This window comes from Salinivibrio sp. VYel1, from assembly GCF_009377945.1.
GTDB classification, from domain to species: domain Bacteria; phylum Pseudomonadota; class Gammaproteobacteria; order Enterobacterales; family Vibrionaceae; genus Salinivibrio; species Salinivibrio siamensis.
In genome coordinates this window covers 81,469-99,227 of sequence record NZ_RSAM01000005.1, presented here as the reverse complement: position 1 = coordinate 99,227, position 17,759 = coordinate 81,469, and the positions used below count along the sequence as shown (strand labels likewise).

Annotated in this window: 14 protein-coding genes; 9 read left to right on the top strand and 5 right to left on the bottom strand. The window is 51.7% G+C overall.

The window, feature by feature from the left end; genetic code table 11:
• Nucleotides 1–79 precede the first annotated feature (79 nt).
• Nucleotides 80–1,597 (top strand): fumarate hydratase, encoded by a 1,518-nt coding sequence (locus tag EHW58_RS06450; RefSeq protein WP_046073795.1) that lies wholly within the window; start codon nucleotides 80–82, stop codon nucleotides 1,595–1,597.
• 156 nt (nucleotides 1,598–1,753) lie between these two features.
• Here the strand turns inward: EHW58_RS06450 and EHW58_RS06445 are convergent, their stop codons facing one another.
• Complete coding sequence (locus EHW58_RS06445) at nucleotides 1,754–3,385, bottom strand: ABC transporter ATP-binding protein (protein ID WP_152795477.1); 1,632 nt, start codon at nucleotides 3,383–3,385, stop codon at nucleotides 1,754–1,756.
• 540 nt (nucleotides 3,386–3,925) lie between these two features.
• Nucleotides 3,926–5,281, bottom strand: a complete 1,356-nt coding sequence (locus EHW58_RS06440) for a dihydroorotase (protein WP_152795475.1) — start codon at nucleotides 5,279–5,281, stop codon at nucleotides 3,926–3,928.
• Nucleotides 5,282–5,484: 203 nt separating this feature from the next.
• Between EHW58_RS06440 and hinT the strand changes: the two genes are divergently transcribed.
• From hinT to EHW58_RS06400, 8 genes are all read left to right on the top strand, one after another.
• The gene (gene hinT, locus EHW58_RS06435; RefSeq protein ID WP_046073123.1) at nucleotides 5,485–5,835 is read left to right on the top strand and encodes a purine nucleoside phosphoramidase; all 351 of its coding nucleotides are present in this window, start codon (nucleotides 5,485–5,487) and stop codon (nucleotides 5,833–5,835) included.
• 35 nt (nucleotides 5,836–5,870) lie between these two features.
• Complete coding sequence (locus EHW58_RS06430) at nucleotides 5,871–6,248, top strand: YcfL family protein (protein ID WP_152795473.1); 378 nt, start codon at nucleotides 5,871–5,873, stop codon at nucleotides 6,246–6,248.
• 59 nt (nucleotides 6,249–6,307) lie between these two features.
• On the top strand, nucleotides 6,308–6,901 hold the full coding sequence (locus EHW58_RS06425; RefSeq protein ID WP_152795471.1) for a hypothetical protein: 594 nt from the start codon (nucleotides 6,308–6,310) through the stop codon (nucleotides 6,899–6,901).
• Complete coding sequence (locus EHW58_RS06420; protein ID WP_370517134.1) at nucleotides 6,894–7,757, top strand: phosphotransferase; 864 nt, start codon at nucleotides 6,894–6,896, stop codon at nucleotides 7,755–7,757. Before EHW58_RS06425 ends, EHW58_RS06420 begins: the two co-directional genes overlap by 8 nt.
• Nucleotides 7,758–8,621, top strand: coding sequence for a DUF6279 family lipoprotein (locus EHW58_RS06415; RefSeq protein ID WP_152795467.1), 864 nt, complete (start codon nucleotides 7,758–7,760; stop codon nucleotides 8,619–8,621).
• A gap of 181 nt (nucleotides 8,622–8,802) precedes the next feature.
• A complete protein-coding gene (gene ycfP, locus EHW58_RS06410) occupies nucleotides 8,803–9,345 on the top strand; it encodes an alpha/beta hydrolase YcfP (RefSeq protein WP_046073128.1) in 543 nt (180 codons plus the stop codon).
• Nucleotides 9,346–9,609: 264 nt separating this feature from the next.
• On the top strand, nucleotides 9,610–10,899 hold the full coding sequence (locus tag EHW58_RS06405; protein WP_046073129.1) for an NAD(P)/FAD-dependent oxidoreductase: 1,290 nt from the start codon (nucleotides 9,610–9,612) through the stop codon (nucleotides 10,897–10,899).
• A gap of 264 nt (nucleotides 10,900–11,163) precedes the next feature.
• The gene (locus EHW58_RS06400; RefSeq protein ID WP_152795465.1) at nucleotides 11,164–12,495 is read left to right on the top strand and encodes a DEAD/DEAH box helicase; all 1,332 of its coding nucleotides are present in this window, start codon (nucleotides 11,164–11,166) and stop codon (nucleotides 12,493–12,495) included.
• A gap of 123 nt (nucleotides 12,496–12,618) precedes the next feature.
• On the opposite strand, the gene EHW58_RS06395 is transcribed toward EHW58_RS06400, so the two are convergent.
• The 3 genes from EHW58_RS06395 to EHW58_RS06385 are packed head-to-tail and all read right to left on the bottom strand — an operon-like array spanning nucleotide 12,619 to nucleotide 17,582.
• Nucleotides 12,619–13,491 carry a peptidoglycan binding protein CsiV gene (locus tag EHW58_RS06395; RefSeq protein ID WP_370517834.1) on the bottom strand — a complete coding sequence of 291 codons (873 nt, stop codon included), beginning with the start codon at nucleotides 13,489–13,491 and terminating at the stop codon, nucleotides 12,619–12,621.
• A 28-nt stretch (nucleotides 13,492–13,519) separates the two neighbouring features.
• Entirely contained in the window at nucleotides 13,520–16,984 is a 3,465-nt protein-coding gene (mfd, locus tag EHW58_RS06390) for a transcription-repair coupling factor (protein ID WP_046073135.1), read from the bottom strand.
• A gap of 4 nt (nucleotides 16,985–16,988) precedes the next feature.
• Complete coding sequence (locus tag EHW58_RS06385) at nucleotides 16,989–17,582, bottom strand: PilZ domain-containing protein (protein WP_152795463.1); 594 nt, start codon at nucleotides 17,580–17,582, stop codon at nucleotides 16,989–16,991.
• Between the last annotated feature and the right edge of the window lie 177 nt (nucleotides 17,583–17,759).

The following is a 17,759-nucleotide window of genomic DNA, read 5'->3' as shown; positions in this document are numbered from 1 at the left end:
CAAACGATAATAACGAGGGGAAGGCTTCCCCAACACTGGATACCCGCTTTGGGTCCTGCAAATGACACCAGAGGCAATGATGACCACTATTAAACAGCAAGACGTGATCGAAAGCGTTGCAGATGCCCTGCAATATATCTCTTACTACCACCCTCTTGATTTTGTTCAAGCCCTTGAAAAAGCCTACAACAAGGAGCAAAGCCAAGCGGCGAAAGATGCCATCGCGCAAATTTTGATTAACTCGCGAATGTCGGCCGAGGGCAAGCGCCCGATTTGCCAAGACACGGGTATTGTCACCTGTTTTGTCAAAGTAGGGATGGCCGTACAGTGGGACCGCCACGATATGACGGTGCAGCAAATGGTGGATGAAGGGGTGCGACGTGCGTACACCAATCCTGACAACCCGTTGCGTGCCTCTGTGGTGGCTGATCCGGCAGGTAAACGCCAAAACACCCGTGATAACAGCCCTGCGGTGGTGCACATTGATATGGTGCCAGGCGACACCGTAGATATTCAAATCGCCGCGAAGGGCGGAGGCTCTGAAAACAAAACCAAAATGGTGATGCTTAACCCATCGGATGATGTTGCCGAGTGGGTAGAAAAAACGTTGCCTGCAATGGGCGCGGGTTGGTGTCCACCGGGCATGCTGGGTATCGGCATTGGCGGCACGGCAGAAAAAGCCGCGGTGTTAGCCAAAGAGTCACTGATGGAGCACATTGACATTCAAGCACTTATCGAGCGTGGTCCAAGCAATGCCGATGAAGCGCTGCGCCTCGATATTTTCAATCGTGTGAACAAGCTGGGCATCGGTGCCCAAGGGCTGGGCGGTTTAACCACGGTGGTGGATGTAAAAGTGAAAACCGCCCCAACGCACGCTGCGTCTAAACCTGTGTGCTTAATTCCAAACTGTGCTGCCACACGCCATGTGCATTTTACACTTGATGGTACTGGGCCTGCCGAGTTGGCACCACCAAAACTGGAAGAGTGGCCGCAAGTCACTTGGGAAGTCGGCGAGAATGTACGTCGTGTCAACCTGGATACGGTCACCAAAGAAGACGTGCAAAGCTGGCAAACCGGTGAAACCGTGCTTTTATCAGGCAAGATTCTGACTGGACGCGACGCCGCACATAAACGCTTGCAAGAAATGCTGCGCAATGGCGAAGGCCTTCCCGAAGGCGTCGACTTTAACGGTCGCTTTATCTATTACGTGGGTCCTGTTGATGCGGTAGGCGATGAAGTGGTTGGCCCTGCAGGCCCTACCACGTCGACCCGTATGGATAAGTTTACCGATATGATGCTCGCCGAAACCGGCTTGATGGGCATGATTGGTAAAGCCGAGCGTGGCCCGGCGGCGGTCGAGTCAATCAAAAACCACAAAGCCGTGTACTTGATGGCGGTTGGCGGCGCGGCCTATTTGGTTTCAAAAGCAATTAAGCACGCACGTGTGGTGGCGTTTGAAGATTTGGGAATGGAAGCCATCTACGAATTTGACGTGGAAGACATGCCGGTCACGGTGGCCGTCGACGCGCAAGGACAAAATGCGCATCAGATTGGCCCAGACACCTGGAAGGTGAAGATAGCCGAAATGGATGACTAATCCGTTAATGGTGCCTGTTTGGCTTAACGCCTGCTTGCGTTAACAAGAAGGCGTTGAGTCGGGCAGCGTATAAGTGGATAGAAACCATAAAAAAATGCGCCAAATTGGCGCATTTTTTGTTTAACGATGTTGCCCGTTTGGGCATCACTGTGTGGGCTAGGCCACTTCCTCTTCTGCAAGGTCGAACGAGGCAGCAATCAGGTTACGCGTGTACTCGTTTTGTGGGTGATGGAAGATTTCCTCTGGGGTACCGGCTTCCATGACTTTCCCTTTTTGCATCACCATCACGCGATCGGATAGGGCACGAACCACACTCAAATCGTGGCTGATAAACAGATAACCGATGTTATGGCGTTTTTGGATATCTTTCAGCAAGTCGATGACCGTCAGCTGTACGGAGCGGTCCAGTGCCGAAGTTGGCTCATCCAGCAAGATAAACGCAGGGTTCAAAATCAGTGCTCGGGCTATCGCGATACGCTGACGCTGACCGCCGGAGAACTCGTGCGGATAACGGTTGATCGCTGAGGTATCTAGACGTACCTCATACAGTGCATCTTTCACCCGCTCGAGACGCTCTTTTTTGCTCAACTCGGGGAAATGCGTGCGCAAGCCTTCGGCAACAATTTCGCCGACTGTCATGCGTGGCGACAAAGAGCCAAATGGGTCTTGGAACACCATCTGCATATCGCGGCAAAGCGCTTTGTTCTCGCTGTTTTTGATCCCGTGAATATCTTGGCCTTTAAAGCAAACGCGACCTTCAGCGACGGGTAACAGGCGCATAATGGCGCGGCCTAGGGTCGATTTCCCTGAGCCAGACTCACCGACAATGCCCAATGTCTCACCACGGCGCAGTGATAAGCTGATATCACTGACCGCCTCAAAATAGCGTTTGTTGCCACCAAAGAAGTCTGCCCCCAAGAAGTACTTGATGGTGACGTTATCCACCGTCAGCAAGTTTTCTGCATCGTCCTGCGGGGCTTCTTTGCGGCCACGCGGCACGGCGTCGATCAGCATCTTGGTGTAATCTTTTTGTGGATTGTCGAACAGGGCTTGGGTGTCGTTGGTCTCGACCACTTCACCCTTGCACATGACCACCACACGATCGGCCAGGTGTTTCACCACGCCGAGGTCGTGCGAGATAAACATGATGGCCATGCCCATTTTTTGCTGGAGCTCGCCAATCAGATTAAGCACTTCCGCTTGCACCGTGACGTCAAGGGCGGTGGTTGGCTCGTCGGCAATCAACAAATCCGGTTCGTTAACCAGTGCCATGGCAATCATGATGCGCTGAAGCTGACCGCCAGAAAACTCGTGCGGATACTTTTCTAACGCGCTGGTTGGGTTAGGCAAGTGAACCAGGTTTAACAAGTCGATGATGCGCTGTTTTGCCTTATCAGCTGTGGTGCGATGGTGACATTGAATCGCTTCGGTTAACTGCTCGCCAACACGCATGTAAGGGTTAAGCGAAGTCATCGGCTCTTGGAAGATCATGGCGACACGATCGCCGCGCATCTTCTGAATTTGCTTGGTGGACAGCGTCAAGACATTGGTGTCATTAAAGGTCACTTTAGAGGCCGGCTTAACTAATGCGTTATTGGGGAGCAGCCCCATCACGGCGCTACTAGAAACCGATTTTCCTGACCCTGATTCACCAACGATTGCCACGGTTTCACCGGGCATGATGTCAAAACTAACATTTTTAACGGCATCGACCATGCCGTCGTTGGTCGTAAATGACACACTCAGGTTTTCGACACTGAGAAGTGGCTTAGAAGCAGATGAAGACATCATCACCTCACTGGTTGATTATTCGACGTCACGAGTTCACCGATAGCCATAGACGCTGAATGCGCTCAGTATCGTTGGCACGGCAGATACTCGATGATTTGGATGGTCGCCTGCGATTTATGCGCAAACGCCCGTCATTCGTGTTGGGTTGGTCATTGTTGGCCGGAGCCACAATGCACGCCCTGATGCGGATATCAGCCAGCTGGAGCGTTTCATCAAAGGCCAAAACAGGCATGATGAACAGCTTGCGCCAGTGGAAGAGGTAGGATACGAGTGTCGCGATAACCGAAAGACGCTTAAGGTTACCTCTCCTTGCGAACACAGCTTTTCAACATCATCCGGTGTTGAAACCAAGCAGCGTGAATATCCATATATCACCCACACAATATACGATTCGGATATAAAAGCAAATCGTTATTGTGCGCAAGGTTTGTGATGCCAGAGTTTGACCTGTCAGACAAAAACACCCTTGTTGACGCGTTATACAGTGAAATATCTGTCTTGTGCGCGCGACACATAGTCGCGCGCCTATGCAATGACTTACTGACGGTCGAACTCAAGGCGCGTTGAATAGCGTTCGTCGCTGTGTTGACCGTGCTCAAAGGCAATTTGGCCATTGACGATAGTCATATCAATGCTAGAGCCGAAAGTGTGGCCGTCAAACGGTGACCATTGGCATTGGTAGAAGAGGTTATCTTGACCAACCGTCTGGGTTTGGTTGAGATCCACCAGCACTAAATCGGCCCAATACCCTTCACGGATAAAGCCACGATCTTTCACCTGATAGCGAACTGCAGGGGCGTGTGCCACTTTTTGCACCACCAAAGGCAAATCGAAGATACCACGATGATAAAACTCTAAGGCCACTTGTAACGCATGTTGCACAAGTGGCAGGCCAGCCGGCGCGTTGAAGTAGCTGTTTTGCTTTTCTTCAAACGTATGGGGGGCATGATCGGTGGCAATCACATCAATCACGCCGTCTTTGACCGCTTGAATCAGTGCCTGCTGATGGTGAGCTTCTTTGATCGCTGGGTTACATTTGATCAACGTGCCTTTGGTCGCGTAATCATCTCGGTTGAAAAACAGGTGATGGACACAGGCTTCAGCAGTGATCTGCTTTTGCTGCAGGGCTTCGAGCGTTTTGGCTGGCTCAAACTGATACAGCTCATCTTCGGTGGTCAAGTGCAGCACATGCAAACGGGTGCCGTGCTTTTTAGCGAGGTTAACCGCCAGCTGGGATGATTTAAGGCACGCTTCTTTAGAGCGAATGTGCGCGTGGGCATCAATCGGCACATCTTCACCATATTTCTCGCGATAGATGCTCTCGAGTTCGCTGATCATGGGAGTGTCTTCGCAGTGGGTGGCGATGAGCGTGGGACAATCAGCGAAAATGGCGTTGAGTGTCTCTGGATCATTCACCAGCATATTGCCGGTGGAGGCGCCCATAAACACTTTTACCCCGCAGGCGCTATTTGGGTCTAAACGACGAATTTCGTCAATATTGTCGTTGGTCGCGCCGAGGTAAAATGCATAGTTAGCATGGCTGGATTGCGCGGCGCGTTGGTATTTTTCTTCCAGCGCGTCTAGCGTCGTGGTGGGTGGGTTGACGTTAGGCATTTCCATGTAGGTGGTAATGCCTCCCGCTACCGCCGCTTTGGATTCGGTGGCGATGGTACCTTTTTTCGGAAAACCGGGTTCGCGAAAGTGCACTTGGTCGTCAATCATCCCAGGGAGAAGGTGCTTGCCAGTGGCATCAATCACGCGGCAATCGGCCGCGGCGGGCGCGCTGATATCTTGGGCGATTTGGCTGATTCGGCCATTTTCAACCAGGACATCCGTTTCAACAATCTGTCCTTCGTTGACAACGGAGACATTCTTAAATAATAGGGTGGTCATGCTGTGATCCTTACATGTCAAGGTATTGTCGCTATGGTAACGCAATCGATTACTTGATTCAGCCCCTGATTGTTTAGGGAGATTAACCAAGTTTTAACCGGATGTTGACGCAATTGTTGTACATTAGCATTGTCAGCATATTGCCCTTCAAGTAGGGCTGCCGCATACTTGGCGCGGTAAACAACAATAAAAGGGAGTGAACCATGGCGGAAGAAACAATTTTTAGCAAAATCATTCGTAAAGAAATCCCTGCGGATGTTTTGTATCAGGATGAACTCGTGACCGCCTTTCGCGATATCAACCCGCGTGCCCCTGTGCATATCTTAGTCGTGCCCAATAAGTTGATTCCGACCACTAACGATGTGGATACCGATGATGAGCTTGCGCTGGGACGTATGATTACGGTGGCGAAAAAATTAGCCGCTGACGAAGGGATCGCCGAAGACGGTTACCGCTTGATCATGAATTGTAATCAGCATGGTGGGCAAGAGGTTTACCACATTCACATGCATCTAGTGGGTGGCCGGGCGTTGGGGCCGATGGTGGTCGGCTAGTCGCGATAAGTATCAAGTGTGAAGAGAGGAAGGGTATGAAGAAATGGCTGTGTCTATTGGCAACCCTGAGCGTGTTGACTGGGTGCGCTACCGAGTCGCAGTCTCTGACCATCACGCCTAGGCAATCTGTCGTTTTTTCAGACAGTGCGCTTGCACAGGCACTGGATGTTAAGCGCCGCGCGTGTGCTGCATCTGAGACCACGCAACAAACCTGTCTAACGCTTATTAACCGTAGCCAGCATTCACAGTGGATGCGATACCGTTTCTACTGGTACGACAAACAAGGGTTACAAGTTGAGGCTTCACCGACTGATTGGCAACGTATTACCTTGCCAGCAGAAGCCTCAAAGCATATTGACACTCAGGTCCCTTCTGCAAGCGCGACGCAATACCGTATGGTGATTGTCCACTAGGGGCTGCTCAAGCCCCAATACACCCGCAGACTCACGTTTACAATCTAGGAAACAACACAATGGCACTTGTTTGCTCTGCTTTTTCGTCTCCAGGTTGGCTGGGACATCAGCGTCCACAGCTAATCAAGCTCGTGGTGGCCATTTTTCTGCTCGGCTTGGTGGGTTGTGCGCCGCGCACCCAACCTGTCTATCAACCGTCAGGCACAGATAACCCATCTCCCATGCCAGCATCTCGTCAGCCACATCGGAGCGTTGAGCTAGCGATGCGCGCAGCAGTACGTGCACTGCTCGATAGTCAGCCGTTGCAATCCTCGCCGGTGACCTTGGTGCAGCCGATTCAAAACCTCAGTAACACCTACTTTCCGACACAGCGCTATTCCGAGCAGCTTGAAGCGGGGCTCGTTAGCGCTGGCCGCATCACGCCAGTACCAGAGGCGAGAGTAAAAGCGGTGCGTCAATCCCTTGGGCTCGCGCAAAATCAAGCATTGGTGGATCCCTCTACCATTGTTCAGTATGGCCGCATGCTGGGCGCAGAGTATCAGCTAAGTGGCAAAATCATTGGCGGCAGTCCGCATCGACTGCGTTTACAGCTGATGGACTTACACTCTGGTGTTATCGCGTGGCAAGGGGTTGAATCGTTTGTCAGTGAATGATTGGGCACCAGCGTTAGAGGCCAAGCTTAACACCGAGCTAAGCCGATATTACGCGCAACCTACCCAGATTACGGCGGTTGAGCCACTGGAAGCAGGCTTGACCAACCGATGCTTGCGTTTGACGGACTCGCAAGGTGGGCTGGCTGTATGGCGTCCCAATAGCGAAGCAGTCAGGGCGTTTGATATCGATCGCTCACGCGAAGCAAGCGCACAATCCTTGGTTGCCAATCATGGTTTGGCACGTCAGCCGGTTGCGTTGTTGGACGAAGGCTTACTGGTGCCCTGGGTGCCAGGTCAGCCGCTTGATCAATGTAACGATGATCACACAGCGATCTTAATCGACCTGTTGGCTCGTATACACCAATTACCGGTTGAAATTGAAACCGCCTCGGTGGATGCACAATGCCAGCATTACGAGCGGCAGCTTTCGTTAACCTGTAAGCAGCAACTCGAAGAGGTGAAAGGGTGGGTAAACGCGCAGCGACCTGCCGCGGAGGGAGAGAAGCGCGTGGTATGCCACATGGATCTGGGGGCTTACAACATCGTGATAACGCCGACTCGAGAGGCGGTTGTGCTTGATTGGGAATATGCACGTACGGCCGATGCGCACCTTGATATTGCGCTGTTTTGTCGTGCCAATGCCCTTCAGCCTGATGCGGTGATTGAAACCTACTGTGCGCAGCAACAGATAAAAGCGACGGAGGCGGTGCGCAGGCGTGTGTTGGCGTGGTTGCCGTTTGCCGACTATTTGGCGCTATGCTGGTATGAGGTAGGTGCGAACTTGTATCGGCTACCGGCCTATAAAGAGGCGGCTAATCAGCTTTTTGAACAGCTGGCGGCACAAAGGCGAGGCTAATTGAACACGGAGGAAGGGATGGTCAAACAAGGTTGTCGAACAGGGTGGCTAGTTGGCTGTTTGCTTTTGCTGGTAGGTTGTACCACAGAGCTGGCCTATAACACCTTGCCGTTTTGGATTCATTACTACATTGACGATATTGTCAATTTGCGCCCCGAGCAGTCCCGCCAAGTCAAAGCCGACCTCGACAAGATTCAACAATGGCACCGCACACACGAATTACCGGCGATTGCTGAGCGCTTAGGACTGATCGCCACACAAAGTACCGAACGGCAAACCATGGCGCAATTACGCGCGCATCAAGACGCGGTGAAAGAGAGAATTCGCGCGACGTTACAGGCTTTTGTGCCCGCCACCGCACGTTTACTTGATAGTTTTGACAATGAGCAAGCCAAAGCACTGACGCAGTGGATGGAAGAGGAAATTGAACAAGCCACCCAGCGCCGCGCTAAGCGTTCTGAGGACGAGCAATTTGCCTATCAGCGGGATGACTTGGAAGAAGATACCGAAGAGTGGGTGGGTGATACCGACCGCCATCAGCAGCCGCTCTTCACCGAAATGGCGCAATACCAACAAGCGGCGATGCCGACATTCCGTCAAGTACGTGAGCGGGTAGTCAGCCGCCTGTTCAACATTATCAATAACAGACAATCGATTGATACCGAAGCGGCGTTGTCGCAATGGGTGAATGATGTGGTGGCGTGGCGAGCCGGGCCAGGTACGGAAACCGAAATGGCAATCTATCGTTCTCGGCGGCTTGATTGGCTGCTGCGCCTGGATCGCAGCCTGGATGACGGACAACGCAACCGCTTAGTGGAAAGCCTTAGTGAGTGGCAAACGCGCCTTAGTGACATGAGCCGTTGAGCCTTGCCTAGCGCAATGTCTGCTGGAGCGGGTCGTGTTATCTTATTATCGGGACGAGGTGTGACATCGTGGCGGGTCAAATACCCTGATTATTTCTAGGGTGATCTTGCTCATTTTTCTGTCCGGAGGGCTATGCTATTGATAAGGGTCACAGCTTTGCGACAACCAAGGATGGCTTTACATGATCATATATCTTCACGGTTTCGATGCCACGAGCCCAGGCAACCATGAAAAGGTGCTGCAGCTTCAATTTGTTGATGACGATGTGCGCACCATCAACTACAGCACCATGCACCCCAAGCACGATATGCAACACCTGCTGAAACAAGTTCAGACGCAAATTGAAGCAAGCAGTGATCCAGCCCCTTTGATTTGCGGCGTGGGGCTTGGTGCTTATTGGTCTGAGCGCATTGGCTTTCTGTGTGGCATTAAGCAGGTGATCATTAACCCCAATCTGCATCCTTATGAAAACATGCAGGGCAAAATCGACCGTCCGGAAGAGTATGAAGATATCGCCACGAAATGCGTTACCGATTTTCGCCAACGTAATCAGCAGCGCGCGTTGGTTATTTTGTCGCGAGAAGATGACGTGTTAGACAGTCAACGTAGCTACCATCTGCTGTCTCCGTTTTATCCCGTACGTTGGGATGAAAAACAAAGCCACAAATTTAAAAACCTCTCCGCCCACCTACAAGCCATTGCCGAGTTTAAACAATCGGCCTAATGCCATGCTCGTAACCACAGTGTTGCGAGCATTTGGTGTAATTTTCTTACATGTAATCCATTAATTAAGCGCAGACAAGGCTCGAAGTAATTGTCGTTTTACGGCAAAATAGAGCCTTGCGTTGACGAACAACCCAATAAAAAAAGAACGCAGAATACGCAACAGATGTTGTTAGTTACTGACAAAATGCCAATGAGTGCCAGTTTTAGCCAGTCGCCGATGGGCGGCTAGCGTGTATTTTTTTAGTTAGGTAAGGATGTAGAAGTGACCAAAATTATCGTTGTCGGTGGCGGTGCAGGCGGGCTTGAGCTTGCAACCAAGCTGGGCCGCACGTTAGGCCGCAAGCGCCGAGCAGAGATTACCTTGGTGGACAAAAATAGCAGCCACCTTTGGAAGCCGTTGTTACACGAAGTCGCGACAGGGTCGATGGACGAAGGCGTCGATGCGCTTAGTTACCGTGCGCATGCTAAAAACCATGGTTTTGACTTTCAAATGGGCACGCTGTGGGACATTGATCGTGACCAGAAAGTGATCACGCTAGCGCCCATGTATGATGAAAACAACGAACTGTTGATGCCTGAGCGTGAGTTGGATTACGACATCTTGGTGATGGCGATTGGCTCAACGTCGAATGATTTCAATACGCCAGGGGTACGGGACAATTGCATTTTTCTCGATAACCCTAAGCAGGCGCATCGTTTCCGTCGTGAGATGAACAACGAATTCATGCGATTGCACGCCAAACACGGCCAAGGCAGTGTTGATATCGCCATTGTCGGGGCCGGTGCCACCGGGGTGGAGCTGTCTGCCGAACTACACAACGCGATTAAAGAACTGCGGAACTATGGCTTCCGTGATTTAGATAACTCGAAACTGAACGTGACCTTGGTTGAAGCTGGTGAGCGGATATTACCCGCATTGCCGCCACGCATTTCTAGTGCCGCACATCAAGAATTATTAAAGTTAGGTGTGAAGGTGAAAACCAATACCTTTGTCACCAAGGCCGATGAAGAAGGGCTAGAAACCAAAGAAGGCGAGCGCATTCATGCTGATATTATGGTGTGGGCCGCTGGCATTAAAGCGCCTGACTTTTTGAAAGAGATCGCCGGGTTAGAAACAAACCGTATCAATCAGTTAGAAGTGAAAAATACCCTGCAGACTACCCGTGATGACGATATCTTTGTGATCGGTGACTGTGCGGCGTGCACGCAAGAAGACGGCAGCAAAGTACCGCCGCGTGCACAATCTGCGCATCAGATGGCCAGTCGCTGTTTTAGTAACATTGTGGCGAAATTGAATGGGCGTGAACTGAAGCCGTATGTGTTTAAAGACCACGGTTCGTTAGTCTCACTCAGCCGCTTTTCTACCGTGGGTAGCTTGATGGGTAACCTGACCAAAGGCTCGATGATGATTGAGGGCCGGATTGCTCGCATGGTTTATATCTCCCTATACCGGATGCACCAAATTGCGTTACACGGTTATGTCAAAACCGGTTTGATGATGCTGGTTGGGCGGATTAACCGCGTGTTGCGTCCGAGTCTAAAGTTGCACTAAACGTTGCGCCTGAATCAGGCACCGCGACATTAAACGATAAGACCGGGGCATGCCTCGGTCTTTTTCTTGCCACGAGCTTCCAATAGAGGTTGCCGCCTGACATGAAAGGCGTCACAATAGCCCCGCAATCAAGATTATTGATATCACTTCTAGAGCAACCCTCCTGACGCCGAGTTTTTCTCATACCACGATATTGATATTCATGACCCTAAGTGATGGGCCATGCGGCCTGTGACGACATTTTTAATTTATTGAGATCAATTGATGAGTTTCTCCTCTTTAGGACTATCTGCACCACTATTAAAAGCCGTAGAAGAACAAGGCTATACCACACCCTCACCGATTCAGGAAAAAGCGATTCCAGCGGTGATTGAAGGGCAAGACGTGATGGCGGCCGCGCAAACCGGGACGGGCAAAACCGCAGGCTTTACTTTGCCTATTTTAGAGCGTTTACAAGCAGGTAAACGCGCGCGCCCTAACCACGTGCGCACCCTGATTTTGACCCCAACCCGTGAGCTTGCCGCCCAAGTGCATAAAAATGTTGAGCAGTACAGCCAGCATACATCGCTGAGCTCTATGGTGGTATTTGGCGGGGTAAAGATAAACCCGCAGATGATGAAGCTTCGCAAAGGCGCTGATGTGCTGGTGGCGACGCCAGGGCGTTTATTGGATCTGTATCAGCAAAATGCGGTGCGTTTTTCTCAGCTGGAAGTGCTGGTGCTGGATGAAGCTGATCGCATGCTAGACATGGGGTTTATTCGTGATATTCGTAAGATCTTGGGACTGTTGCCAGCCAAGCGTCAAAACTTGCTGTTCTCTGCCACTTTCTCGGCTGACATCCGCCAGCTAGCGAAAGAGCTGGTGAATAATCCGGTTGAGATCTCGGTGAGCCCTGCGAACCAAACCGCGACAGGGGTGGAGCAGTGCATTTATCCGGTTGATAAAAAGAAAAAGCCCGCGGTGCTGCTTTCTTTGATTGCTGACAATAACTGGCAACAGGTGCTGGTGTTTAGCAAAACCAAGCACGGCGCCAACCGCTTGTCGCGTTATCTGGATGAGTACGGCGTAAGTGCCGCCGCCATTCATGGTAACAAGAGCCAAGGCGCGCGCACCAAAGCACTTGAACAATTCAAAACCGGTGACGTGAGAGTGTTGGTGGCAACGGATATCGCAGCGCGTGGTATTGATATTGCCCAATTGCCACAAGTGGTGAACTTCGATTTACCTCATGTGGCGGAAGATTATGTTCACCGTATTGGTCGCACCGGTCGCGCGGGGGCGGTAGGCAATGCCGTGTCTTTGGTGTGCGCTGATGAAGCCAAAGATTTGTTTGCCATTGAACGCTTGATTAAACAGGTGCTCCCGCGCCATAGCTTGGCGGACTTTCCGGTGGCGAATCCAGTGCCAGAGTCTAAACTCGACACGCGTCCGATCAAGCCCAAGAAGCCGAAAAAGAATAAACCGCGTCAGGATGGTCAACGCTCTGGTGACAATGCACGTGGCCACAAGCCGGTAGGGAAAAATCGTCGCCATACCGACAAACCACGTGGTGGTAAGCCCAACTCATCTCGTTCACAGAGTAAAACGCCATCATAAATGGGGCTCATGGGTAGGCATCGGCATGCTGATTGAGTGCCTAAGTTTGTTTAGTAAAAAGCCGGTGTGGTGACACCGGCTTTCTTGTTTTAAGGCTTATAAGTCGCACCGGCAATCGGGGACTTATTGCTCCTGCACTTTGCGTACTTGAATAATCATTCCCATCATGGGGTTATCCAAATAATGGGTTTCGCCACTGCGCATCCGTCGTTTGTGCGTGAATGCATAGGGCTGCAAAAAGCGCTCGATGTGGTACTGCTTCTTTACCTTTTCTAGGCCCGCGACTTGCACGTTATTCGTGTTTGATGAGGCCCCTTGCTGCGCATCTGTGGTTTGCAGTGGCATATTGACCACGTCTTCCACCAGTGCGCGCCGCTCGCTTGGCTCTCGTAGCACCATGTCGGCCTCGACGAACAAGTAATGCTGGACGTAGACGCGCAGTGTGCCATCTAGCTCATAGAGGGGCTGGCGAGGGGGCGCGGTTTCAAGCGCCTGCTCATCCCACGCTTGTTCGCTATCTGACGCTGTATTGCTTGACGGGGTGGCTTGCGCTGTCACCGGCGTACCGTCTGGATTAAAACGGTCGCGATAGTCTTTTCCGGCACTGACACGCAGCAAAGGCAGGGCAGCGCGGCCACTGTCATCTTGACGCCATGCAACATGCACCATGGGCGTAAAGCCCGCATGGTTAGACAGTTTGTTGTAGGCATTTGTCAGCTGCCATTGGCTACGAGGTAGTGGGGTCAGTCCTGCATTTTGTAGTGCGCTGTTGTTCGTCACTGGCGTTGCACGACGTACCGATCCCATATCGGTTTGTGCTGGCCAGCTTTCCTCCACGCTAGCAGGGTCTTGGTTGCGCTTAAACACAATCAATTCGACATCATAAAGTCGCTTAGCTAAAACCGGTTGGCTAAGTGAGATCAGTAGCAACGCCCAAAGGCTCTGCTTGGTATAGCGTGCTAGCCAGCCTGGTGGGTGACATGAATGATTTTTCACAGGTTACTCCGTTTTCTTTGGCAAGCCATTATGCGACCAGTTGGTGACTTGCAAATTGAGTCAACAGCTCATCAATAAAGTTCATCCGCTCCCGTCGATCGGTGAGACTTTCGATAAACTTAATTTTGGTTGGCCCGTCAAATTTATACTTGTCTGGCCGCGATTGTAACAGCCCGACCAAGAATCCGGGATCAATTTGCGCGTCCTCATGAAACTCGACCATGCCGCCACGATCACTGGCTTCGATCTTTTTCACTCCTAATGCCGCGGCGCGTATCTTGAGCTGCTGGATATGAAGGAGGTTTTTGGTGGCGTCAGGCAGCAGGCCAAAGCGGTCTATCAGCTCAACTTGCAGCTCATTAATATCATCGTTGGACTTAGCGCTGGCAATGCGTTTATACATCGATAAACGCATATTGATATCGGGAATATAATCATCCGGTAACAGCGCAGGCAAACGCAGCTCAATGTCTGTTTGTTCATTCAGCAATACATCTAAGCTCGGCTCTTTACCTTCTTTTAGTGCCTCGACGGCCTGCTCAAGCATATCCATGTACAGGGTGAAACCGACCGATTGGATTTGACCACTTTGCTCGTCACCGAGTAGCTCACCGGCGCCGCGTATTTCTAGATCTTGGGTCGCGAGGGTAAAGCCAGCGCCAAGGTCTTCGAGCGAGGCAATGGCGTCCAGTCGTTTCACCGCATCTTTGGTCATCCGTTTTGGATGGGGGGTCAGCAGATACGCATAGGCTTGATGGTGCGAACGACCAACACGACCACGCAGCTGGTGGAGCTGTGCGAGGCCAAAGTGATCGGCGCGATCAATGATAATGGTGTTGGCTGAGGGAATATCGATACCGGTTTCGATAATGGTAGTACATACCAACACGTTGTATCGTTGATGGTAGAAATCGCTCATGATCTTTTCTAGCTCACGCTCGCGCATTTGACCATGGGCCACGGTCACGCGTGCTTCTGGGATCATTTCACTGATTTCATTCGCCGTTTTTTCTATGGTCTCGATATCATTGTGTAAAAAGTATACCTGGCCACCGCGCATAATCTCACGCAGCAATGACTCTTTAATTAGGGTATCTTCGCGTTCACGGACAAAGGTTTTTACCGCGAGGCGGCGTGACGGTGGGGTGGCGATAATCGAGAGATCGCGCATGCCGCTCATCGCCATATTCAGTGTTCTGGGGATCGGCGTGGCGGTTAATGTGAGAATATCTACGTTGGCTCGCATCGCCTTAATTTTCTCTTTCTGGCGAACCCCAAAACGGTGCTCCTCATCAACAATCAATAAACCGAGGTCGCGTAGCTTCACATCCGATTGCAGTAACTTATGGGTGCCAATCAGAATATCGACCTTACCCGCTTCACAATCGGCCAAAATTGCTTTTTGCTCTTTTGCAGACTTAAAGCGTGACAACACCTCCACCCGGACGGGAAGGTTAGCAAAGCGGTCGCGGAAATTCTCGAAATGCTGTTGCGCCAGCAAGGTGGTGGGGACTAACACGGCAACTTGCTTGCTGTTATTGACCGCTAAGAAGGCGGCACGCATGGCCACTTCGGTTTTACCAAAGCCGACATCGCCACATACCAAGCGATCCATGGCAATGGGGCGACACATATCCGAAAGCACCGCGTTGATCGCTTGTGATTGATCACTGGTTTCTTCAAACGGGAAAGTCGCCCGGAAAGCGCGATACGCGTCTTTGTCATGGCTAAACGCAAAGCCAGGCTTGGTCTCTCGTTTGGCATACACATCGAGTAGCTCAGCGGCGACATCACGCACTTTCTCTGCGGCGCGGCGGCGTGCTTTCTCCCAGGCTTCTCCGCCAAGCTTATGCACGGGAGCGGCATCTTCTGCGCCGCCAGAATAGCGACTAATCAGGTGTAAGGCGCCAACCGGAACATATAACTTGGCGCCTTGCTGGTATTCGAGCGTCATGTACTCTGTTTTGAGCCCGCCCGCTTCCAGAGTTTGTAAGCCTTGGTAGCGACCAATACCATGCTCGAGATGGACAACAGGCTGGCCGGGTTTTAGCTCCGCCAAGCTTCTGATCACCGCATCGCTGCTGACACTTTGCTTGCGTTTATCGCGCCGGCGCTGCTGCACCGCGCGCTCACCAAACATGTCGCTTTCACAAATCAGGGCAAATTGTCGGGTGTTATCAATAAAGCCTTGGTCTACCGGGCCGATGATTAAGCCAAATCGACCGGGTTGCGACAAAGCTTCTTGCAAGCCGTCGGCCACCATGGGACGAATTTTGGCTTGGGCGAGAAGATCCAGCAGAGCCTCGCGTCGTCCTTCCGATTCGACCGAGAAAACCAAGGTGCCGCTAAATTGCTCACTAAATTGGCGTAGCGCCGCGAGGGGCTCCTTGGCTTGGTGATTGACCGTCAACGTTGGCAGCGGCGCAATGTCGAGGTTTTCTCGCCCCGCTTTTTCTGTGACGCTGTCACTTTCTAGCTTTAAGCGAGGGTACTGCTTTAAGGTGGTGTGTAAGCGCTCTTTACTGAGCCACAACGCCTCGGGGGGTAACAGTGGGCGAAGCGGGTCGACACGTCGTTGATCATAGCGGGTTGCCACGTCGGCTTGGAAATGGTCAATCGCACTGTCAATATCCCCGACCGATAAAACCAAGGTGTTGTTCGGTAAGTAATCGAACAAGGTTTCGGTGTGTTCAAAAAACAGTGGCAGCCAGTATTCAATCCCAGCCGGCCAGGTTTTTTTACTCACTTGTTGGTAAATAGATTCTGGCTCTCGGCGCGCCTCAAAATGCTCGCGAAAACGGCCTCGGAAATATTCCACTGCCGCGTCATCGGTGGGGAATTCATGCGCGGGTAATAGCTGGATCTGTTCTAGCTCACCCGTGGAGCGTTGGTTTTCTGGATCAAATTGGCGAATGGTATCGACTTCATCATCGAAAAAATCGATCCGGTAAGGTTCGTCACTGCCCATTGGGAACAAGTCGAGAATCGAGCCTCTGCTCGCAAACTCGCCATGCTCCATCACTTGGTCAACGTGGCGGTAGCCGGCGTCTGTCAGCTGATCACGCAACTTCTCAAGCGATAAGATATCGCCTTTTTTCACCATTAAGGCATGTTGATGGAGAAAATGTCGCGGCGTCACGCGCTGTAATGCGGTGCTCGCGGGCGCAATGAGTACCCCGTCTTGTTGATGAGGAAGCTGATACAGGCAAGACAAACGCGCGGAAATAATATCCTGATGGGGAGAAAAACTGTCGTAAGGCAGGGTTTCCCAATCAGGCAGGAGGTCGCAGTTACCCTGGGTAAATTGACGAATGGCGGGCTGCAAACGCACCGCAGTCTGGTTGTCGGGCACCAAAAGGAACACCGGACCGGCGTGTTGCTGGGTGAGCGTCGCAATGGCTAGCGGTAACGCAGCCCCTGATAAATTGCCAAGATGTTTGACGTCGCCTGGCCCTGAGGGCAGGGTAAAAGCATAGAGCGGTTGTTGGGTCATGAGTTTAACTGCTTGATTGTTTTCGGTTTCGTGCACGCTTTTTTAGTAGTTTTTGCTGATGATGCAGCGCCGCACGAATGAGCGTGTCGCGGTCTTCTTCCAATAAACGCGTGTACTGAATTTGGATCACATAGTCAGGGTTTTCTTGATCGCTGTCGTTGTGAGGCTCGCATCTCGTCACGACGCCGTAGCAATAGATGGCCGTCGGCGGATAATCGAGAAACAACTTCACGCGCGCGTGCACGCCTTTTTTAAGCGGCGAATGACTATGATAAGAAAAACTGCTCGCCCCAAAGGCGTGTGTCACAAAGCGATGGTCGGGCTGATCTTCGTGGCTGAGCATATAGCCCATCATCAGTGTCATTTTTTCGTTTTGCGCCTGCAGCACCCGGAATAACGCAGAGGCATCCTCCGGATCGATCGCTTTAAGATCTTTTTCTACGTCGCTATCGAGCTGGCCGCATTGACTCGCCAGGCGAAAAGGTGCCGGGATTTCGGCGGTAAAAGCCTGCGCATCTGGCTGGGCTTGATTGTCAGCAAGAGGCTCAACATTAATGCGAATCGCCGCTCGCACAGAAAAATATTCGTCTTGGCTCATCACTGTGCCTTAGATTGCAGTTGTATTAATGATTATCACGCACCCTTGGCAAGAGGTAAAGATCAGTCGCAGTTTCTGGGGGCGGTGAGGCGTTAATTGGGGTGACAATGGTGCCTTTCGTACAAGGTCGGCTTGGCGTCCCCCCATTGGACAGGTATGCTTGCAGCGAATCAAAAC

Coding starts and splice junctions, on each gene's coding strand:
- ycfP (WP_046073128.1), top strand. CDS start 8,803: ATGATCATATATCTTCACGGTTTCGATGCCACGAGCCCAGGCAACCAT.
- hinT (WP_046073123.1), top strand. CDS start 5,485: ATGGCGGAAGAAACAATTTTTAGCAAAATCATTCGTAAAGAAATCCCT.
- EHW58_RS06440 (WP_152795475.1), bottom strand. CDS start 5,281: ATGACCACCCTATTATTTAAGAATGTCTCCGTTGTCAACGAAGGACAG.
- EHW58_RS06425 (WP_152795471.1), top strand. CDS start 6,308: ATGGCACTTGTTTGCTCTGCTTTTTCGTCTCCAGGTTGGCTGGGACAT.
- EHW58_RS06450 (WP_046073795.1), top strand. CDS start 80: ATGACCACTATTAAACAGCAAGACGTGATCGAAAGCGTTGCAGATGCC.
- EHW58_RS06385 (WP_152795463.1), bottom strand. CDS start 17,582: ATGAGCCAAGACGAATATTTTTCTGTGCGAGCGGCGATTCGCATTAAT.
- mfd (WP_046073135.1), bottom strand. CDS start 16,984: ATGACCCAACAACCGCTCTATGCTTTTACCCTGCCCTCAGGGCCAGGC.
- EHW58_RS06430 (WP_152795473.1), top strand. CDS start 5,871: ATGAAGAAATGGCTGTGTCTATTGGCAACCCTGAGCGTGTTGACTGGG.
- EHW58_RS06400 (WP_152795465.1), top strand. CDS start 11,164: ATGAGTTTCTCCTCTTTAGGACTATCTGCACCACTATTAAAAGCCGTA.
- EHW58_RS06445 (WP_152795477.1), bottom strand. CDS start 3,385: ATGTCTTCATCTGCTTCTAAGCCACTTCTCAGTGTCGAAAACCTGAGT.